Annotated in this window: 15 protein-coding genes and 1 riboswitch; of the genes, 6 read left to right on the forward strand and 9 right to left on the reverse strand. The window is 45.1% G+C overall.

The features are described 5' to 3' along the window. Nucleotides 1–7: 7 nt before the first annotated feature. Genes mukB through cmoM form a run of 4 tightly spaced genes read right to left on the reverse strand, consistent with a single transcriptional unit; the run spans nucleotide 8 to nucleotide 7,311 of the window. A complete protein-coding gene (gene mukB, locus C1S74_RS05370; protein WP_045400800.1) occupies nucleotides 8–4,471 on the reverse strand; it encodes a chromosome partition protein MukB in 4,464 nt (1,487 codons plus the stop codon). A 2-nt stretch (nucleotides 4,472–4,473) separates the two neighbouring features. Continuing rightward, nucleotides 4,474–5,199, reverse strand: coding sequence for a chromosome partition protein MukE (gene mukE / locus C1S74_RS05375; RefSeq protein WP_045400659.1), 726 nt, complete (start codon nucleotides 5,197–5,199; stop codon nucleotides 4,474–4,476). Next, nucleotides 5,180–6,517: a chromosome partition protein MukF gene (gene mukF / locus C1S74_RS05380; protein WP_038866773.1), complete on the reverse strand. Its 1,338-nt coding sequence runs from the start codon at nucleotides 6,515–6,517 to the stop codon at nucleotides 5,180–5,182. The genes mukE and mukF overlap by 20 nt, the downstream gene beginning before the upstream one ends. A 2-nt stretch (nucleotides 6,518–6,519) precedes the next feature. Next, nucleotides 6,520–7,311 carry a tRNA uridine 5-oxyacetic acid(34) methyltransferase CmoM gene (cmoM, locus tag C1S74_RS05385; RefSeq protein ID WP_045400797.1) on the reverse strand — a complete coding sequence of 264 codons (792 nt, stop codon included), beginning with the start codon at nucleotides 7,309–7,311 and terminating at the stop codon, nucleotides 6,520–6,522. A 114-nt stretch (nucleotides 7,312–7,425) separates the two neighbouring features. On the opposite strand from cmoM, the gene elyC reads away from it, so the two are divergent. Beyond that, a complete protein-coding gene (gene elyC, locus C1S74_RS05390; protein ID WP_045400657.1) occupies nucleotides 7,426–8,232 on the forward strand; it encodes an envelope biogenesis factor ElyC in 807 nt (268 codons plus the stop codon). A gap of 101 nt (nucleotides 8,233–8,333) precedes the next feature. On the opposite strand, the gene torR is transcribed toward elyC, so the two are convergent. Then, nucleotides 8,334–9,047, reverse strand: a complete 714-nt coding sequence (torR, locus tag C1S74_RS05395; protein ID WP_038866769.1) for a two-component system response regulator TorR — start codon at nucleotides 9,045–9,047, stop codon at nucleotides 8,334–8,336. Between the two features lie 233 nt (nucleotides 9,048–9,280). Here torR and torD point away from each other — a divergent pair, with 233 nt between their 5' ends. The 5 genes from torD (at nucleotide 9,281) to C1S74_RS05420 (ending at nucleotide 13,578) form a co-directional block, all read left to right on the forward strand. Continuing rightward, nucleotides 9,281–9,928 (forward strand): molecular chaperone TorD, encoded by a 648-nt coding sequence (gene torD, locus C1S74_RS05400; protein ID WP_045400655.1) that lies wholly within the window; start codon nucleotides 9,281–9,283, stop codon nucleotides 9,926–9,928. 443 nt (nucleotides 9,929–10,371) lie between these two features. Continuing rightward, nucleotides 10,372–11,376, forward strand: a complete 1,005-nt coding sequence (gene purR, locus C1S74_RS05405; RefSeq protein WP_045400652.1) for an HTH-type transcriptional repressor PurR — start codon at nucleotides 10,372–10,374, stop codon at nucleotides 11,374–11,376. Between the two features lie 279 nt (nucleotides 11,377–11,655). Further along, a riboswitch (cyclic di-GMP riboswitch) is annotated at nucleotides 11,656–11,745 on the forward strand. 116 nt (nucleotides 11,746–11,861) lie between these two features. Beyond that, nucleotides 11,862–12,452: a TfoX/Sxy family DNA transformation protein gene (locus C1S74_RS05410; protein WP_045400649.1), complete on the forward strand. Its 591-nt coding sequence runs from the start codon at nucleotides 11,862–11,864 to the stop codon at nucleotides 12,450–12,452. Between the two features lie 119 nt (nucleotides 12,453–12,571). Next, a complete protein-coding gene (locus C1S74_RS05415; protein WP_038866761.1) occupies nucleotides 12,572–13,261 on the forward strand; it encodes a TVP38/TMEM64 family protein in 690 nt (229 codons plus the stop codon). Next, the gene (locus tag C1S74_RS05420; RefSeq protein WP_045400647.1) at nucleotides 13,261–13,578 is read left to right on the forward strand and encodes a putative signal transducing protein; all 318 of its coding nucleotides are present in this window, start codon (nucleotides 13,261–13,263) and stop codon (nucleotides 13,576–13,578) included. Before C1S74_RS05415 ends, C1S74_RS05420 begins: the two co-directional genes overlap by 1 nt. A 37-nt stretch (nucleotides 13,579–13,615) precedes the next feature. Here C1S74_RS05420 and C1S74_RS05425 read toward each other — a convergent pair whose 3' ends face one another. From C1S74_RS05425 to topA, 4 genes are all read right to left on the reverse strand, one after another. Next, a complete protein-coding gene (locus tag C1S74_RS05425; RefSeq protein ID WP_038866759.1) occupies nucleotides 13,616–14,419 on the reverse strand; it encodes an alpha/beta fold hydrolase in 804 nt (267 codons plus the stop codon). Between the two features lie 122 nt (nucleotides 14,420–14,541). After that, on the reverse strand, nucleotides 14,542–15,999 hold the full coding sequence (gene glgA, locus C1S74_RS05430) for a glycogen synthase GlgA (protein WP_045400644.1): 1,458 nt from the start codon (nucleotides 15,997–15,999) through the stop codon (nucleotides 14,542–14,544). After that, nucleotides 15,989–17,206 (reverse strand): glucose-1-phosphate adenylyltransferase, encoded by a 1,218-nt coding sequence (gene glgC, locus C1S74_RS05435; RefSeq protein WP_045400641.1) that lies wholly within the window; start codon nucleotides 17,204–17,206, stop codon nucleotides 15,989–15,991. The genes glgA and glgC overlap by 11 nt, the downstream gene beginning before the upstream one ends. 534 nt (nucleotides 17,207–17,740) lie before the next feature. After that, nucleotides 17,741–20,371, reverse strand: coding sequence for a type I DNA topoisomerase (gene topA, locus C1S74_RS05440; RefSeq protein WP_038866755.1), 2,631 nt, complete (start codon nucleotides 20,369–20,371; stop codon nucleotides 17,741–17,743). Nucleotides 20,372–20,582: the final 211 nt, after the last annotated feature.

The following is a 20,582-nucleotide window of genomic DNA, read 5'->3' on the forward strand; positions in this document are numbered from 1 at the left end:
TCGGAGTTTAGGATTCAAACTCTTCAATCATCTCTTGCGCTTCGGTCTTAGGTTTGTCTGTTTGACCAAAGCCACGCAAACCAACCACGTGTACGTGTTCGTGATCTTTAAACACCTTACGCACCAGTTTGTAGGTCGTCCCTTTCTCTGGGCTGATGTTTTCTGGCGCTGCGATAAGAAGCTGCATATCCAGACGGTCACACAATTCAAACAACGTCGCGATCGATTTTGTATCCAGACGCGCTGCTTCATCCAAGAAGAGCAAACGACAAGGTACAATGTCTTTGCTGCGCAGACGGCGTGATTCTTCTTCCCAGCTTTGAACAACCATCAGTAGGATTGACTGACCAGTACCGATCGCCTCACCTGTTGATAGCGCGCCAGATTCCGCTTGCAACCAGCCATCTGTACCACGGTTCACTTCCACGCTAAGTTCTAGGTAGTTGCGGTAATCCAATAACTCTTCACCCAGAACCTGAGGAGAACGTTGACCCATATCGATGTGTGGGTTCACGCGTTGGAACAGTTTCGCCATTGCTTCAGAGAAGGTAAAGCGAGTCGATTCAAACAGATCTTTATGCTGCTCTTGCTGTGTCGCTAGACCGTTCAGTAGCACTTCGTGACTTTCGCGGATCTTCACGTTTAGACGTACGCCCTTCACCTGACCGAACGAGATGTTCGACAAACCTTGGTTCAGCATACGAATACGGTTTTGCTCACGCTGAATCGTCTTCTTGATGATGCTTGCTACTGACTCAGAGCTGATCGCTAGGCGGTTTTCACGTTGCGTTAGCTCTTCCGTTAGACGCGCTAGCTCTACTTCCATTTCTTCGATTGCTTCTACTGGGTCATCGGTACGGATGATATCCTGACGAATACGCTCACGAAGATGTTGGTAAACCGCGATGTAGAACAGAACCTTACGCTCTGGACGTGCATTGTCTTCTGATAGACGCAGCGCATCACGAAGATCATCGTTGTTCGCAACCGCTAGACGTAGCGCACCCAATGATTTATCCGACATTGAACGCAGTTCATCCGCTGACATGTAAGCCAGTTCACGTTTGTGTAGACGACGCTCAACATCGTTCTCACGCGCTAGGCGAAGTACTGAGCACCAGCCTGCTTTCGCGGCAACCACGAAAGTACGTAGCTCAACGTATTCTTTCTGAACTTTCTTCAGACGTTTCGCCAAACCCTTCATTTCTAGCTCAGTAGAAGTAATGGTACGTTCGTATTCACTCTTACGGCCACGAGACGTATGCAGACGCTCATGCAGCTCGTCACGACGACGCATTGCACGTTCTTCTGCACCTTCATCTGCGTTAACGCCAAACTCTTGCAGCTCTTGTTTGAACTCTTGAACCGTTTCCAGCTTCGCTTGGTGTGAACTCTTCAGAGATGCCAGTACTTGGTTGTATTGGTTCATTTGACCTTGCGACTGCTTCAACTCTTCACGAGAGCGTGTGCGCATTTGTTCAGCTTGAACCAGTTTTGCTTTTAGCTGCTCACTCAATTCGCTGCTCTTGTTCAGTAAGTCTACTGAGTCTGAGTAAGCGAAGTAGTGACGACGTTCAACCAGATCCGCTAGTGCAAAGATTTGCTTCTTAAGATCTTGCAGCTGTTGGTCTGCCGATTTGTATTCCGCTTCTAGCGCATCGAATTGCTCTGGGTCAGCATCTAGGGCAACCGCGACTTTTTCCAGTTCCGCCACGGCTTTCGCGTGATTGTTTAAGAAAGCTTTTGCTTCTGAAAGCTGAGCAATTTTCTCTTCCAACTCGTCAAAGCGTGCTTGCAGCGACTCATCTTCAATCAGCGCCATGTTTGGTGCTAGCTTGTCTAGAGAAGACAACGCTTGCTTGCTGGTTTGCAGTTGAGAACGTTGCTGCTGCTCTTTAGCATCCAGATCAGTCAGTACGCGAGCGATTTGGTTTCGCTTGTCGCGAATGGTTGCTAGCGCTTGCTCTGGGTCAGCTTCGAATGCTACTTGAATGTGGCTTGCCACAAACTGGTTGAACGCTTGGTATAGGCGCTGCATTTTTTGCGAATCGAACGCGGCTTTCGCGTGCTTCTCGACCACTTCTTCACGTTCGTTGCGCAGTAGCTCTAAACGCTGCTCACGTGCTGCACGACCAAACAGTGGGATTTCAGGCAAACGAGAGTAACGCATTTGACGGTCGTTCATGCGAACGCAAACCGCACCTTCTAGCTCTTCTGCGTTGAATGAGCTGTCATCAAAAGCATCAATGTCACCTTCAATGATGTACAAGTCTTCTGGACAGTCGTCTAGTTCTACCAGTTTCTCTTCGATACCAGATAGGTCAGAAACAACGATAGCGTGACGAGCCGGACCGTACATCGCACTGAAGTAAGGCGCGTCATCAATTGTGATGTCATCGTAGATCTCAGACAGCAAGACGCCGCCTAGTGTATCTGCCAAACCTTTCAGGCGAGGGTCGTTTGAACCACCAGGAGAAGCAAGACGCTCAATCTCAGTATCAAGCTGACTACGACGCTCTGCCAGTTTGTCTTTCGCCAGAGAAAGGGTCTTCTCTTGCTCAAGCACCACTTGCATTTGGCTCATGACTGACTGGCTATCTTCTAGCTCAGCGCCACTTTGCTCACGCAGTTTTTCTAGCGCATCGTTCGCCGCAATCCACGTTGGTGCAATGGCTTCTAGCTTGTTAATTTCCGCTGCTGCATCTTGCTCTAGACGACGCTGTTCGCTGCGTTGTTCACGCACGTCTTCTTGAGTCATCTCTAGCGAGTCGATTTGCATCGCGTGTCGCTCACGTTCTTGTTCAAACGTGATTTCGTCAGTCAGTTCAACATGGAACTGCTTTTGGTATTCGTTAACGAGCTCACGCGCTTGACGTTGCTGGTTAAGGCTACGCTCAAGGTCACGGTGCTGTGCACGCCATTGTTGTTCGTTTTGCGCAATTTGCTGAGACTCACGCGCTTTCGCAATTGCGGTTTTCGCATGTTCAGACGCGTCTTTACGCTCAACTTGACCAACGATGCTTTGTACCAGTTTAAGCGCGGTTTCGAACTGCTCTGCCGCTGCAGAAGACATATCCAGTTTATGCTTAACCGATAACAACGCGTTGGTACTTTCTGATTCTTTGCTCTTAAGCTCAGAGACAAGCGCTTGTGCCGATTCTGCCGTTAGGCTGTCATCGCCAAGTAGTTGTTTCGCTTTTTCCAGCGCTTGAACTGCTTGTTGGTATTGAAGTGCACGAGTTTGTTGAACGTCGAGTGCTTGTTGGTAGTCCGCCAATTGCGTCTTAAGGCTATCCACCTCTTCTTCCGCAACAGTAGCTTGCTCTTCCACCATCATCACGCGTTCTTGCGCTTCTTCCACGACCATCATCTGTTCTTCAAGACGCTCACTCAGCTCTTCAAGATCTTCTTGGTAGCGTTCAATCTTCTCTTGCTGACGCAGTGCGTTTTGCACCAATTGCAAGTGATCAGAAGCCGCTTGGTAGTCTTGCTCTAATGCCGCTTCCGACTCAACTAACAGCTCTAGCTCTTCTTGGACTCGGTTAAGCAAGTTGTTTTGCTCAACAAGAGTTTCACGAGATCCGAACAGCTCTGAACGCAATGACAGTGTTTTATCTAACTTGTTACGACGATCGTTCGCGTGACGCATGTAGTCCGCGGCCACGTAATTAGTCGACTCTGTGATCAAATGCTTGAACAAGTCACGGTCTGCTTGCGTGGTTTTGATCGCTTCTAGCGTCATGCGGTTTTCACGCAGTGCTGATTCCATATCTTGGAACGCTTTCTTCACGCCGCCGTTTTGTGGCAGAAGGTAGTCACGTAGCGAGCGTGTAATTGCACTTGAGATACCACCGTAAAGCGATGCTTCGATCAGACGGTAAAATTTAGAGCGGTCACCAGAGTTACGCAGTTTCTTCGGAATCACACCGAATTCAAACATTTGCGCGTGGTAATCCACAATAGAAGAGAACGCTTTGAATTGAACGCCCTCAAACTCAGCGATCGATTCTTTTACTTCGTTGATTTGACGTACACGAGCTTGAGTCGCAGATACGCTTTCAACCAAGATATCCGTTGGTTTCACATGGCTTGGAAGACCTTGGATAACAAACGGTTTGATGTCTACTTTTTTATCACGACCCGCAACTTGCTGCAGTTTTACTGCAAACAGTAGACGTTGGTTACGTGAATTCACTACGTCCAGCGCCGCGTAACACGCGCCCGGTTGTAGCTTACCGTACAAACCTTTGTCGCGAGACGACTGGCTGCTGCCTGCTTCTGTAGTGTTACGGAAGTGCAGCAGCGTTTGGTCAGGAATCAATGCGGTGATGAATGCCGCCATTGTGGTTGATTTACCTGCACCATTACCACCTGATAGCGTGGTGACCAGACCATCGATGTCAAACGTACGGGCAAAGAAGCCGTTCCAGTTGACCATGGTCAGCGATTGGTATTTACCGCGTTCAATCATGCTCATGCTTCACCCTCTTCTTTAATTTCTTCTTGGGCTTGGTCGTCTTGTTCTTCTTCAGACAATAGGCTGCCTTGACTTGGTTCTTTGGTGTGCACTACCGCTTCACCATCACGGATCAGACGCAACTGTGCTTCACGCACATCATCGCCAACACGTACATCAGCACCAAAACGGAATACCGCTTCACTGATGCTGAATTTACCCGTTTCACCGATGTTGATGATCATGCCTAGGCGGCGCAGACGACGAAGTGACGTTCGTACTTTTTCAAACAGCTTTTCTTTATCAAGGTCAGAACCGGTTGCACGGTTCGTCACTAGCTTCATCAGCTTGTTTTCATCTGCTAGTGCAAGCAGCTCGTCGTATAACTCTTGGTTAGTGAAGATGCCTTCGTGCGCAAGACGCTCCGGGCTTAGGTAAAGGAAACACAGTACCTTACCCACCAGCATATCCAGCTCAGAAAGGACACTACGACCAATCAAAGAAGTAGAACGTGGGCGAAGGTAGAAGAAACCTTCTGGCGCTTTCACCAATTCGGTGTTGTAACGCTGGTAAAAAGAAGAAAACTCAAGTTCGAAATCCGACAACAACGCGTGGTTGTCTAGATCTTCACTTGAAACATGGCGCCCTGCTCGAAGCATGCTATCTAGCGCTGGGAACAGAGGGTTAGAAATTGCTTTTGCCAGATTATCTGACATGTATTCATTAGTATCGGTCGATGACATTCGCTTGTACCTTTGCCCCAAATTCGTTGATTGCTTTCCAGTCTGGCTGAATGGCTTGATAGTCGGATTCTGAATAACCCAGACGAACCGCCTGATCAACGACAATGCGAGCTAAATCAAAGTGATGAGTATATGGGTGTTGTGCAAGGTAATCTCGCAGAACCACGCTCAAATCGATTGGTGTGCCTTGATCTTTATGCGCTTTCAGCATGTCACCAATTCGCTCTGCCAACTCATCATTGACTTGTTGAAACTCTTCGTATTCCACTTCCATCGGAACTTGGCCAGTGACTTCGTCATCACGCAGTACCAAAGCTTCGTCACGAAGGTCAGAAAGCCTTTCTGCATCTGCATAAGTCAGATACCAAGGCATATCGAAGTAATCTTTCATGGATTGACGCAAACGCGAGCTAAATGCACGGTTCTTATCCATATCGATAGCGGTACGGATGAACTTGTGCACGTGTCGGTCGTAACCAATCCAAAGGTCGATCGCTTGCTGGCCCCAGCTGGTAATTCGGTCTAGCTTCATTTGCAGACCAAACAACGCTTCATCGATGAATTCAAGTTCAGGATCACCGTAGACGATCTCTTGGATATCTAGGATCTGAGTTTGCAGTTCATCACTGGCAGCTTGCAGCGTATCTTGAAGTTCACGCAACGTGCTGGAGGTTTCTGACAGTAGCGCTTCACAGTTGTTGATCGCTTCACGCCAGTCTTTGTTAAGCAGGTCTGCAATCTGTTGTTTCACAGACTGTTGCTGCTCATCCATCACACGTTGGTTAAGGTCGATTTGATCGAAGATTTCGCCTACAGAATATTTCAAAATCCCGTAAACGTTTTTCTTCCAGTGGCCCGGAGTGCCACCTTTTTGTGCTGCTTCAATCGCTTTTGCCATTTCATCCGCTACCATCGATAGCTGAATAGAAAGACGCAGTTTCGAGAACTCGCGATGACGCACGTAGTAGTCGGTGATTCCTATCGCTAATGGCGACAAGCGGTAAATGCTCGCTCCGTCAGTAATCTCACTGACAAAACGGCTCATAAGACGCTGCTTAACCATCTCGTTGATGGCATTATTCGCGCGGAAAGCCGAAGCTTCACCCGTCTCATCAAATAGTCGAGTGACGATGGCAAATGCGTCGTGCAATTCACCTTCACCCAATTCTTCATCGAACCTTTCATTACTTAGTACGGCGATGGCAATCAAAAACGCCAGTCGCTCAGTGGTCAGGTTCAACGAGAAATCGTGCTGCTTAACCCAGCCAACCAACTCATCGATTGGTTGCTCTGCAGCATTGAGAGTCATCTCACTCATCGTTATTCCTGTTTATCGTTCTTCTTAGCCCACACGTGGATATAGCGGCCTAATGAGAGGTATGGCTCTTGTCGACAAAGTTGTTTTTCTAACGCCAACACATCTTCAAACTCGTAATCGCCCATGTATTGCATATTGCCTATGTAATCACTAAAGGAACGAATACCAGATTTACCACAAATACTAAAACCAGAATCTTCTATCCATTGATAGACCTCTTCGGGTTTTAGGCCTTTTTGTGGCTGTAGTTTAAATCTTTTCCGATGAGGCATGCCGTCTAAAATATGAGGAATGTTGCCACAAACCACATTTTTATAGACTAAGCCGTGGTGGTTATAGAACATAACCGATGCAATGCCCCCCGGTTTGACCTGCTCCAATACCGTTTCGAGTGCCTTTTTTGGATCAACGAGCCACTCCATCACAGCATGGAACATGACAAGATCCACCTGCGCGTCCATATGCTCGCCAATGGATTGGACAGGTGAATGAATCAGGCGATACTGCTCAAGCAAACCGTTTTTTTCAATATCCTGTTTCGCTAGTTGCAGCATTTCCGAAGATAGATCACATAAAGCGACGTGATGTCCGAGCTTAGCAAGCTTTTGCGACAATTGTGCTAAGCCACCTCCGGCATCAAGTACTTGGAGGGCTTGATGGTCGGCGTCTAATTCACTTAGAATCTGTAGAAAATCTTCCCACACAATGATTTGGCGGATCTCCCCTTTATCGGAGCCGTAAATATTTTTTGCAAATTTGTGGGCGATATCGTCGAAATTGCGGTCTTCTGTCACTTCTGCTGAGTTATCATAACGGATTGTGCCGCTATTCTGGCACAAGGAAAGCAGGAATAAAGAGGGTTATCCTCATTTTTATTATCAATTGATGTTTTTTCGGACTATTTATGTATGTTTGAGCTGAAAAAAGTAATGTCAGCCTTGCTGATGCCATTACCAGCATTGCTACTGATAGGCTTGTTAGGTCTTGCTCTCATCAGTTTTACCACTAAACGTAAAACTGGCTGCTTTGTTGTTCTTTTCTCTTTTGTTGGCATCTTCCTTGTTGCCTTCCAACCCGTTTCAACCAAGCTTCTTATGCCTCTAGAACGCGAGTACAAAGCGTTTTTGCCGGTTCCTGGCACTGTGGACTACGTTATGGTTCTTGGTAATGGACACGTGGTAGATGATGAAATACCACCAACGTCTCAACTGAGCCGCACCGCTTTAATGCGTTTAACTGAGGGTATTCGTATTTTGCGTATGTACCCAGGTGCGAAGTTAATCCTTTCCGGTTACGCAGGTGGCTCTGAAATCAGCCATGCTCGTATGATGGCGAACGTAGCGCTTTCCCTAGGTGTCGCAAAATCCGATATTATTTTATTAGAGGATGCCAAAGATACTTGGGAAGAAGCACGCCAAGCTGCCGCGTTTGTTAAGCAAAAAGACATTGTTTTAGTGACTTCAGCCAGTCACATGAAGCGTGCTCTTTATGAATTCAACGCAGCGGGCATTAAGCCAATCCCAGCCCCAACGAACTTCATGGCGATTGATGATATCGAACAACCTTGGCAAAAGTACGCGCCAAAAGCTCGCTACTTAGAGCAAACTGAACTGTATTGGCATGAATACCTTGGCGGGTTATGGCAAAAACTGCGTGATAACGTAGGTCAAACACCGATGGTTGAAGTTGAAGATCCTGAAGTGGCGCAGCCATAGAAGGCTTACCAATCGCAGATGAAGTCCATCATCGCTAAATTGCAGAATTGCAGACACAAAAAAGGAGAGCCTATGCTCTCCTTTTTCTTTATCGCTATGAATTAGTCACCCGCGAACATGTAGCCTTCACCGTGAACTGTCACAAAGATTTGTGGGTTCTTCGGATCAAACTCCATCTTAGCGCGCATGCGTCGAATCAATACATCAATAGTACGATCGTTTGGCGCATCCACTCGGTGGCTGATCATATTCAAAATACGTTCGCGGCTTAGTACCTGATTTGGGTACGATGAGAGTGCGACCAAAAGCTCATATTCAGCTTTGGTTAGTTTCACTGGCTCACCATTGCGGCTGAGAGCACGACGTTGAATATCAAACGTCCACTCACCGAAACGTACAATGTGTTCTTCATTAGTGTCGTTCGCGATTTTTTGTGAACCATTGCGAGCCGCAGAAATGCGCCACAACAGGTTCTTAACGCGAACCAATAATTCCCTTAATTCAAAAGGCTTTGTCACATAATCGTCCGCACCCATTTCTAGGCCAACGATTTTGTCAATGCTATCCGTGCGTCCTGTCACTAATATGATGCCGATATCTGATTGGCTGCGTAATTCACGCGTAAGCATAAGACCGTCTTCACCGGGCAGGTTAATATCCAGCATGATAAGGTCCACATCACCACCTTGAAGCACTTCGCGCATTTCTGCACCGCTTTCTGCTTCACTGACTTTGTAGCCTTCATTTTGGAAGTAGCCCGCAAGCTTACTACGAGTTACAACATCATCTTCTACGACTAATACGTGATAGCTCATTTACACCACTTTCTGTCTTTTTTATTTTCCAAGACGTATTCTATTCATAACTAGTAACATTTCTAGTCATAGATACATTAAAAAGCAAGATTTTGCGATTTTATTGATTCAAAGCAAGCTTATTTACAGCCATTCATAAACAAGCACATTTTCCCATAATGGATAACAATTATAGTTACTGCTATTCATCTTAATTGTTTACACTTAGGGGAGAATCATTCAGGAGCAAAAAAATGCAAGAAGTGAAAGCTTTTAACGAAAAACGCGCAGAGATCTATTGGTGGTTTTCTAGTCTGTTCGCAAAAGAACTCACAGAGAAAGAACTAGAAGCTTACCAGAGTGTGGAAATTCGAAGCTTTTTAGCAGGTTTAGGTGAAAATGAATCACTGAAGCCAGCCGTTGATACCCTTGTTGACGCACTCAACCGCCTACAAGACCGAGAAGATGCGCAATTAGAACTTGCTGCAGATTTCTGTGAGCTTTTCCTGAAAACAGAAAAGCATGGCGCATTACCTTACGCATCTATGTACATCGGTGAATCTGGTCTTTTAAATGACAAGCCAGCAGAAGAGATGGAAAAACTGATGGCCGATTTTGGTGTTCAGGTTGATGAGAACCTTAAAGAGCCAGCTGATCACTTAGCGGTTGAACTGGACTTCTTAGGTAACATGATCATCCGTTCTAACGAATTAGAACAAGACAAACACATGGAAGAAGCGTTCGAGAAACAGAACGACTTAATCCAAAAGCATCTTATGTCTTGGTTGCCACAGTTTGCTGCGAAATGTAAGCAATTCGACGAATTTGGTTTCTATGTAAGCGTTGCGCAACTATTAATTGCATTTTGTAAACTGGACAGCACCTACCTTCTTGGTGAATAATTGCCGCCAATTTCAGGGAGCTCGCAAGCGGGCTCCCTATTTTATTCGTTAATTTTTTAATCTAGCACATAGAAGCCCTTTCCATTTAGCAGTTAAAATGTGACCTCAATAGCGCAAAACACCTGCTGAAAATATTGCTAGTGTGCCCACATCAGTCTAAAATGTGAGCGCAAACGATTAAATACGACTTATATGTAAACCGCTGAAATATGGCGGTTTTTGTGTTTTATTAACAAGATTGCTGACTAATTCCTCACTTATATAAGTAAGGAACATGAGATTCAGCAACAAATGTTGCTACAAACCTTTTTATACCGATTTCGGAACAACCGCTGCCTAATTAATTGAACCTTAAACTTCAGATATGGTTCAATTCGCGCAACATACTAAGCGTAAGGTTGTATTCACTACGGTATTCAGTAGCTCGATACAGGACATCATTTATGGCCACTATAAAAGACGTTGCTCGCTTAGCCGGCGTTTCTACCACAACAGTTTCGCACGTAATCAACAAAACGCGTTTTGTTGCTGAAGCAACCCAAGAAAAAGTAATGAAAGCGGTTGATGAACTAAATTACGCGCCAAGTGCAGTTGCACGTAGCTTGAAGTGTAACTCAACTCGCACTATCGGTATGTTGGTAACGCAATCGACTAACCTTTTCTTCTCAGAAGTTATCGACGGCGTTGAAAGCTACTGTTACCGTCAAGGTTATACACTGATCCTATGTAATACTGGCGGTATCTACGAAAAGCAACGTGACTACATTCGCATGCTAGCGGAAAAGCGCGTAGATGGTATTTTGGTGATGTGTTCTGACTTAACGGAAGAGCTGAAAGAGATGCTTGACCGTCATTCTGATATCCCGAAAGTAGTGATGGACTGGGGCCCAGAGAGTTCTCAAGCGGACAAGATCATTGATAACTCTGAAGAAGGTGGCTACATCGCAACAAAATATCTGATCGACAATGGTCACACTGATATTGCTTGTTTGAGCGGTCACTTCGAAAAAGCCGCATGCCAAGAACGAATTGCAGGTTACCGCCGCGCAATGGCAGAAGCAAACTTAGTAGTAAATGAAGATTGGGTACTTGAAGGTAACTTTGAGTGTGATACTGCCGTGCTTGCTGCTGACAACATCACTGCAATGGAAAAACGTCCTACTGCGGTATTCTGTTTTAACGATACCATGGCGCTTGGTTTGATGAGTCGCTTGCAACAAAATGGCATCAAAGTACCGGACGATATCTCGGTAATCGGTTATGACAACATCGAGCTAGCGGAATACTTCTCGCCACCGCTAACGACCATTCACCAACCAAAGCGTCGTGTTGGTAAAAATGCCTTTGAAATTTTGCTAGAACGCATCAAAGACAAAGAACACGAGAAGCGAATTTTCGAAATGCAGCCAGAAATTGTAGTGCGCAACACAGTTAAGAAACTAAACTAAACCTGCCTATAATTTTATAAAGCGCTCTTGTGGGCGCTTTTTTATTGCCTAAAAATAACATTCCTCAAACATTTCAGTGTGTCAATATCTACGTAAGCTTAGATAAGTTGCTGTTTTAATTGGACGTAGCCTATTTCCTACATCAACCTTTTGTATGACAAGGGATCGTTCCCAAATATGAAACCAAGCACACCAAATAAACACTATTAACTGAACCAATATCACACTTTTATATTTGAAACGTGATGTTAATTCAATATACGAAGTATTCTCAAAGTGTCACGCACAGGGCAAACCATTCGAAAGGGTGGGACGCAAAGCCTCCGGCCTGAACCATCTTATTAGATGGAAGGTAGCGGGGTTACCGATGGCAAATATGCATTAAGTGAGTTTACCCTTTAATGACATTGTGTCTGCATGCATTTGCTAATCTCTCGGACCTGATTTTTGGTGGCGTAATATTAATTACACCGAGATAACACATCATGGATAAACCGATACTCAAAGACTCAATGAAGCTGTTTGAGGCACTTGGTACTATCAAGTCGCGCTCAATGTTTGGTGGCTTCGGGCTTTTCGCCGATGAAACGATGTTTGCACTAGTTGTAAATAACCGACTTCATATTCGAGCTGACCAACAAACTTCATCTGACTTCGAGACTCAAGGACTAAAACCGTACGTCTACAAGAAACGTGGTTTTCCTGTGGTTACGAAATACTATGCTATTTCTGATGACCTATGGGATTCAACGGATCGCTTGATTGATGTTGCAAAGCAATCTCTCGAGACTGCCAAGCAAGAAAAAAAACAACAAGCAAGCACCAAGCCTAATCGATTGAAAGACCTTCCGAATCTGCGCCTAGCAACTGAACGTATGTTGAAGAAAGCGGGCATTGACTCTGTGGAGCAATTAGAAGAAGAAGGTGCCCTGAGCGCTTACAAAGCAATCCAAGATACGCATGCCTCTACGGTAAGCCTTGAGTTGTTGTGGGCGTTAGAAGGTGCAATCAACGGCACCCATTGGAGCGTCGTCCCTCAGTCTCGCCGCGAAGAACTGATGAGCGCACTGTCTTAACACGCACTATCAGCATGACATTGAGTAAAAACCGCAGTTTTCATACTGCGGTTTTTTTTTGAAATTTTTTCTTCTCTTATTCTGTCTTATTATTTAAGAAGCCAAATGGAGTAATTACGATGAATAAGAAACTAATTTTAGGACTGATCCTGCTCGCCACCATTCTCTTTTTAGGGGTAAATTTTGGCCAATATCTCACCTTAGAAAATGCCAAAGCACAACAAGCAGCACTAAATACGTTCATTGACCAAAACTTTGTGTTTGCTGCGGCGACTTACTTCTTAGCTTACATCGCAATCACCGCCTTCTCTATTCCGGGAGCCGCCGTTGTTACCCTGCTCGGCGCTGCCCTATTTGGTTTTTGGACCAGTTTATTATTGGTGTCTTTCGCCAGCACCATCGGCGCAACTATTGCATTTTTGAGCAGCCGCTATCTATTACGCGAATGGGTACAAAGTAAATTTGGTAATAAACTTAATGCTATTAACCAAGGTGTCGAAAAAGACGGTGCGTTTTACCTATTTTCACTACGGTTAATCCCAGTGTTCCCGTTTTTCTTGATCAACCTCTTAATGGGGTTAACACCGATGTCTATCAGCCGCTTCTATTTAACAAGCCAAATCGGCATGCTGCCTGGTACTGCCGTTTACTTAAATGCGGGCACTCAACTAGCCACTATCGACAGTCTTTCGGGAATAGTGTCACCAACCGTATTAGCGTCATTTGCTCTGCTTGGTTTGTTCCCTATTATCGCTAAATGGGTTATGAATAAGGTCCGCCCTGCTCAAGTTCAAAATGGAAACGCTTAATGAAAATCTTCATCGCTAAAAACCCTGCGGAAGCTCATATCGTTTGTGAGCTCCTCAAAACCGAGCAGATACACTGTGAAGTAAGAGGCGAAGGTATGTTTGGGTTGAAGGGAGAGTTGCCCTTCAGCGATGATACAGACCCGTATGTTTGGCTTTTACATCCGGAACAGCAGTTAAAAGCGTCTGCGATTGTTGAAGACTATCGACAACAAACAGAGCTTACTTACCAAGACTGGCAATGTCCGCAATGTTCAGAGCAGAATGAGGGACAGTTTGGTGCTTGTTGGCAATGTGGATATCAAATAGGGGAGCTATGATGGCTCCCCTATCTTTTTAGATCGGTTCTCAAATCTATTAAGCCGCTAGGCTTTGCTGCTTAATAAACTCAATAGAGTGTTGATTAAAATCTTCTGGGCGCTCTACGTTGCATACGTGGCCACAATTTGGAATTTCACGTAATGAGCTGAGCTTGTGCACCGCAACCATTTCTTTTACTGGTTTAATGAACATGTAGTCTCTATCCCCCATTAGGTACAGCGTCGGAATAGGCAACTCTTTATCTTTAAAATACTTCATCAACGGATTTACATCCGCCGCCAGCGTGAACCAACGCTTAAACTCTTTTTGACATAACTTCTTTGCTTCACGAATAAACAAGTGACGAGATTCACGTTGATTTTTTTGTGGCATCACGATGTAAGCAAAGAGTTTATACAACCACATATAAGGGAGAATATGCTTTCCAAGGTTACCGAGTTTAACCAAGATCTGAGACCGCGTATTTAAACGTGTTACTGCCCCACCAAGCACCATTGAGCTCACGCGCTCTGTTGCCATTTCAGCCAGATTACGCACAATGATAGTACCAAGTGACATACCGACAAAATGGGCAGATTGGATCTTCAAATGATCCAATACTTTTAAAATATCCTGCGTTACCTCAGTAAAAGTATAACGGCTTGTCATCAGTTCTTTAATTAACTGGTTTGACTTACCGTGTCCACGGAGATCGATTAAGACCAAATTAAAGTGCTCTTTATAGGCCTTTAATTGTTTAAACCATATTGAAGAACTGCCACCAGCACCATGTACGAAAACGACCCACTCATTGCTGGTAGGGTGTAAATAGGTTTTATGGAATAGAAGTGGCTGAGTCATTTATCAGTTTGAAAAGCATTCTGTATGAAAAAGTGTGGGTAAATCCTACCACACTCCATAAGAGCAAAGTAATAAAGGCACCTAATTCGGTGCCTTTGGTTACAATTTTTAAAGATTTTGCGTCAATTTAACGCAGCATAATACAACTGCAAATACTCTTCTGCTGCTTTACGCCAGCAAAAATCTTTTTGCATCGCATGAAGTTGTACGCGTCTCACTTCTGCCACATTTTGTGCGTAAAGTAATAGCGCTCTTAGCATAATGAGCAGTAATCCTTGCGGTGTTGGTTCGTAGAAAACAAACCCAGTCGCATCGTTCGGATCCACATCGTAATCATTGACGCTATCTTTTAAGCCACCTACCCCACGAACAATTGGCAAGGTGCCATAAGCCATGCTGTAGATCTGGTTCAAGCCGCACGGTTCAAACTCTGAAGGCATTAAGAAGAAATCCGATCCCGCCTCAACCAAATGTGCTAGCTCGTTATCGTAAGCCTCTACAAAAACAAACTTACACGCAAATTGCGCGGCTACGTCTCTTAACTGCGCAGCAAGAACAGGATCGCCAGTGCCAACAACGACGAGCTGAACATCATGCTTAAGGAAATCAGCTAATGCAGGCAGCAGGTAATGCACACCTTTCTGTTGCGTTAGACGACACACCATACCGAACATGGCGTTGTCTGATTCTTCAAGCCCCAGCCTTTCCTGTAGCGCTTTCTTACATGCATTTTTGCCACGGACCATACTTTGACGGTTCGCTTTGTAATTTAACGGCAGATTAGAATCGGTTTCAGGGTTCCATGTTCCGTAATCGCAACCGTTTAAAATCCCAACAAGATCACCTGCGCGCTGTTGGAATTCCCACGCCATACCATGACTGCCAAGTTCTGTTTTGAGCTCTTCAGCGTAGGTGGGGCTTACCGCATTGATTTTGTCCGCGTTCATCACCCCTGCTTTGAGCATCGTGATGTGCGTAGCGCTTACCGCCGCATCAGGAACATTGCGGCTGTGAAATTCAGGCAAACACTGAACGTCATCGTAACTAAACACGCCTTTAAAGACTGCATTGTGAATAGAAATAACACTGCGAGTCTTAGCAAAAAATGCATCATTGCCATAACGATGTTTAAGCAAAAATGGGACTAAGCCAGTATGCCAATCGTTCGCATGCACAATATCTGGTTGAAAACCAAGTTTTGGCAACATATCTAGACACGCTGCGCTAAAAAACGCGAAGCGCTCACCGTTATCCGTATAAGCTTGGTTATTTTCAGCGTACATTGACGGACGATTGAAATACGGAGGGCAATCAATCAAATAGACCGGATTATCACCAAGGTTTAGCTTCAACACTTTGTATGCCGTATACGGCCAGTGCGCTAACTCGGTATCTAATACCAACTCGGCTTCCGCTAGTCGCTCGATAGCCGTGTAAGCTGGAATAGTAATTCGTACATCTTGCTGAAGGTTTTGAAGGGCTTCTGGCAGTGCCTTGGCTACATCAGCCAAGCCACCACTCTTTATCAGTCCTTCAACTTCAGACGCTACAAACAGTACAGACAAATTGTTAGTAGCCAACTCTTGCTCCTTTTGGAATCACAACAATGCCATCGTCTGACACATGGTAGTGCTTTTTATCTTCTTGCAGATTCACGCCGATTTGCGTTCCAGGTGCAATGTCAGCATCCTTGTCTACAATGACACGACGAAGCACGCAACCTTCACCGACTTTCACGTCACCAAGTAAAATACTTTGGCTGATATCACAAGCAGACGCAATGTTGCTACGGAACCCAAGTACCGATTTTTCAATGCGTGAACCACGTACATAGCTGCCGTTACACACCAAGCTATCGATGATCTGAACTCGACCATTGACTGAGTCAGTAAATGTCGCAGGTGGCAATGGTGGGTAGTAAGTGTGTAACGGCCATTTGCGGTTGTAGAGTGAAAATGGTGCATCTTTTTCTAGCAAATCCATGTGAGCTTGCCAGTATGCGTCAATCGTACCGACATCACGCCAGTAAACTTCTTCCTTTTCACCAGTAATGCGGTTTGTGCTGAAGTCATAAACAAACACGTCACCACGTGGGAACATTTTCGGAATGATATCTTTACCAAAATCGTGTGTCGATGCTTCGTTGTCTGCATCTTCAATCAGCTCAGAGAACAGGTTTTGTGCTTCAAAAACGTAGTTACCCATGGAAACTAGCGCGTGTTCAGGATCGCCAGGGATTGATTTAGGATTTACTGGTTTTTCTTCAAAGCCCACCATACGGCCATCGGCATCCACTTCAATAACACCAAATTGAGACGCTTCAGATAATGGCATTCGCAGCGCTGAAACCGTTAAAGACGCTTCTTTTTCTTGGTGGAATGCCAACATCTGTTTGATGTCCATTTTATAGATATGGTCAGAACCGAAAATACAAACTTGATCTGGCTCCGCCAATTGCATAAAGCGCAGGTTTTGGTAGATCGCATCAGCTGTGCCTTCATACCAACGCTTACCCGTGCGCATTTGTGCAGGGATTGGGTCGATAAAGCGATCTGTGATGCCATTGATGTTCCAACCCTTTTTCATATGATGGAACAAAGATTGAGACTTAAATTGAGTGAGGACATAAATGCGCATCAAATCCGCATTCACGAAATTGTTCAAAGCGAAATCAATAAGTCGGTAACTTCCGCCGAAAGGGACCGAAGGTTTACTGCGGGATTCCGTTAAAGGTCTCAGACGAGAGCCTTCACCGCCAGCAAGAATCATTCCCAAAACACCAGCCATTCGTTGTTCTCCATATATAGTTATAGCTTGGAATTAGTGTTCGTTTGAGATGAGCAGGACTCGGGGAGCCAAGCGAACACGTTAGTACATCTACACCGATGGGCTTCTCTGAGCTCTCGCGGTATCGACAAAAAAGCTATTGCACATCCTCTATGCAGACGCCTTAGCTATTCTTTATTTTTGGCGCTAAATAACAGCATACAGTTGCATTATCTGTGTAATAAGTTATCGAACTGGAACTAAATTACAATTTTAAATACGCCATTCTGTGTTACATACAGATGTTGCTTGCTCAAGACGATACATTGGTCACATAACGAAACGCAAACGATTACATAGTGAAAACAATTTACAAACTGATTAACTACAAAAGTACAGTTTTACGACAGGATACGATGAAACTATGACCGGAAGATGAAAATAAAAATGCAGGGAGTTGAAGTGAGTCGTATTGATACAAGTTATAAAACAGCAGGAATTTACGAAAAAAATAAGGCAACGAGTTCGCTGCCTTATTTCATTTTGAACCATTAATTATGCTTTGGCTTTTTTACGTTTGTCGGTGATTTCCCATTTACCGTCAATGTAAAGTGCAGTCCAGCCACTTGGTTTGCCGTCGTCTTCCGTTCGCACATAGTTCTCTTTGCTCTTACGGCTAAATCGAACCACTGTCGGACGACCATCTGGGTCAGCAACTGGGGCAGTCGTTAGGTATTTAAACTTCTCAGGCAAACGCTCTTCAAAGCGTGCTAGTTCGGACACTAACGGTGCACGAGTCTCACGCGATTTAGGGAAGTTACTTGCTGCCATGAATAAGCCAGAAGCACCATCACGCAGAACAAAGTACGCATCCGAGTTTTCGCATGGCAGTTCAGGGAAATGAACTGGGTCTTCTTTCGGTGGCGCAACTTCGCCATTTTTCAGAATCTTACGAGTGTTCTTACATGTTTCACTCGTACAATCCATGTATTTACCGAAACGACCGTTCTTAAGCACCATGTCAGAGCCACACTTGTCACACTCGACAACTGGGCCATCGTAGCCTTTCACCTTAAACTCGCCGTGTTCAACGATGTAGCCTTCACAGTTCGGGTTATTACCACAAACATGCATCTTGCGCTTATCGTCGATTAGATACGCATCCATCGCTGTTTCACAGATAGGACAACGCTTTTTAGCACGCAGTGCCGCTGTTTCAACGTCCTCTTCAAGAACATTGATGATGCCGTCTTCATCACCCAAGTTGATCGTTGTCTTACAACGCTCTTTCGGTGGCAATGCATAACCAGAACAACCAAGGAATACACCCGTTGAAGCGGTACGAATACCCATTGGACGGCTACATGTCGGACACTCAATATCTGTCATCACTATGTGATTCAGCTTCATGCCACCTTCAGTTTCGTCTTGCTCTGCTTGTTCTAGGTCACCAGTAAAGTCAGTGAAAAAGTTATCAAGAACCGATTTCCACTTCACCTCACCTTCTGCGATTTGGTCAAGCTTTTGCTCCATACGTGCAGTGAAGTCATAGTTCATTAGATCGTTGAAGCTATCATCTAGGCGGTCTGTAACGATCTCACCCATCTTCTCTGCGTAGAAGCGGCGTTGTTCAACTTTTACGTATCCACGATCTTGAATCGTAGAAATGATTGACGCGTAGGTTGAAGGTCGGCCAATGCCACGTTTCTCTAACTCTTTAACCAGTGCAGCTTCAGTAAAGCGCGCAGGTGGCTTTGTGAAGTGTTGTTTCGGGTCAAGAGACTCAAGGTTTAGCTTATCACCCAATTGGACCGCAGGAAGAATCGTGTCTTCATTTTTGCCCATTGGACGCTGAACACGAGTCCAACCATCGAACTTCAGAATGCGGCCTTTCGCTTTTAGCGTGTATTCCGCTGCTTTTACGCTGATGGTCGTCGAATCGTATTCTGCTGGTGTCATTTGACAGGCAACGAATTGGTTCCAGATCAACGAGTACAGTTTATGCGCATCTGCATCAACACCTTGTAGGTCTTCTGCTTTCACCGCAACATCGGAAGGACGAATCGCTTCGTGCGCTTCTTGTGCACCTTCTTTGCTGCCATAAGTTAATGGTTTAGCTGGAAGGTATTTGTCACCAAATTCTGAACCGATAAATCCACGAACCGCATCCACGGCCTCTGAACTCAGGTTTGTCGAGTCGGTACGCATATAAGTGATGTAACCCGCTTCATACAAACGCTGAGCGAGCATCATGGTTTTCTTCACACCGTAGCCAAGACGTGTACTTGCCGCTTGCTGTAATGTCGACGTAATGTAAGGCGCAGACGGTTTGCTCTTCGTCGGGCGGTCTTCACGCTTACACACTTCGTAGCTTGCGTTTTCAAGTACAGACATTGCAGCTTTAGTTTCAGCCTCATTCACAGGCTTAAATGCGGTGCCTTCTTTTTGCGCCACGAGCAACTTAAATGCTGTCTTATCTTTGGTATGAGTGTTTGCGTGAATATCCCAGAACTCTTCTGGAATAAATGCGTTAATCTCACGCTCACGTTCAACCAATAGCTTAACAGCCACTGACTGCACTCGGCCCGCAGACAAACCACGCGCCACTTTCTTCCATAGCAACGGAGAAACCATAAAACCGACTACGCGGTCCATGAATCGACGTGCTTGCTGCGCGTTCACGCCATCCATATTCAACTCACCAGGAGTCTGGAAAGCTTGTTGGATAGCATTCTTTGTAATCTCGTTAAAAACTACACGTTTGTATCGCTCTTCATCGCCACCGATGATCTCACGAAGGTGCCATGCGATAGCTTCCCCTTCGCGGTCCAAATCGGTTGCGAGATAGACGTGATCAGCATCTTTGGCTAGTTTTTGCAGTTCGCTAACGACTTTTTCTTTACCCGGAAGGATTTGATAGTTCGCTTCCCAGTCATGATATGGGTTAATCCCCATTTTCTTGATCAGAGCTTTACGGTCTTTTTCTTTTTTGACACGCGCTTTTTCTTCCGGGCTCATTCCTTTCGTAGAAATTGCCGCGGCTTTTTTCTCACCAGTGCTTTGACCGGCCGTAGGCAGATCACGCACGTGACCAACACTAGACTTAACAATAAAGTCTTTACCAAGGTATTTGTTTATCGTCTTAGCCTTGGCTGGTGACTCCACTATAACGAGCGATTTACCCATAACTGACTCTAACGTCCTTCATAATAATGCGGGTGAAAACTCCAAAAAGAGCCTACCCGCATAATGTTCTATTTCATTGCTTCTTTTTTTACTATTGTGCGAGATGAAAAGAAGATCAACTGCTTTTTTGAAATTCAGATCCGATTGGTTGACAATTCATCGCCTTTATACTTTAACAAGGCAGGGTTCTGCAAAAGGTCTTGAGCGGCAT

This window comes from Vibrio hyugaensis (assembly GCF_002906655.1).
GTDB classification, from domain to species: Bacteria; Pseudomonadota; Gammaproteobacteria; order Enterobacterales; family Vibrionaceae; genus Vibrio; species Vibrio hyugaensis.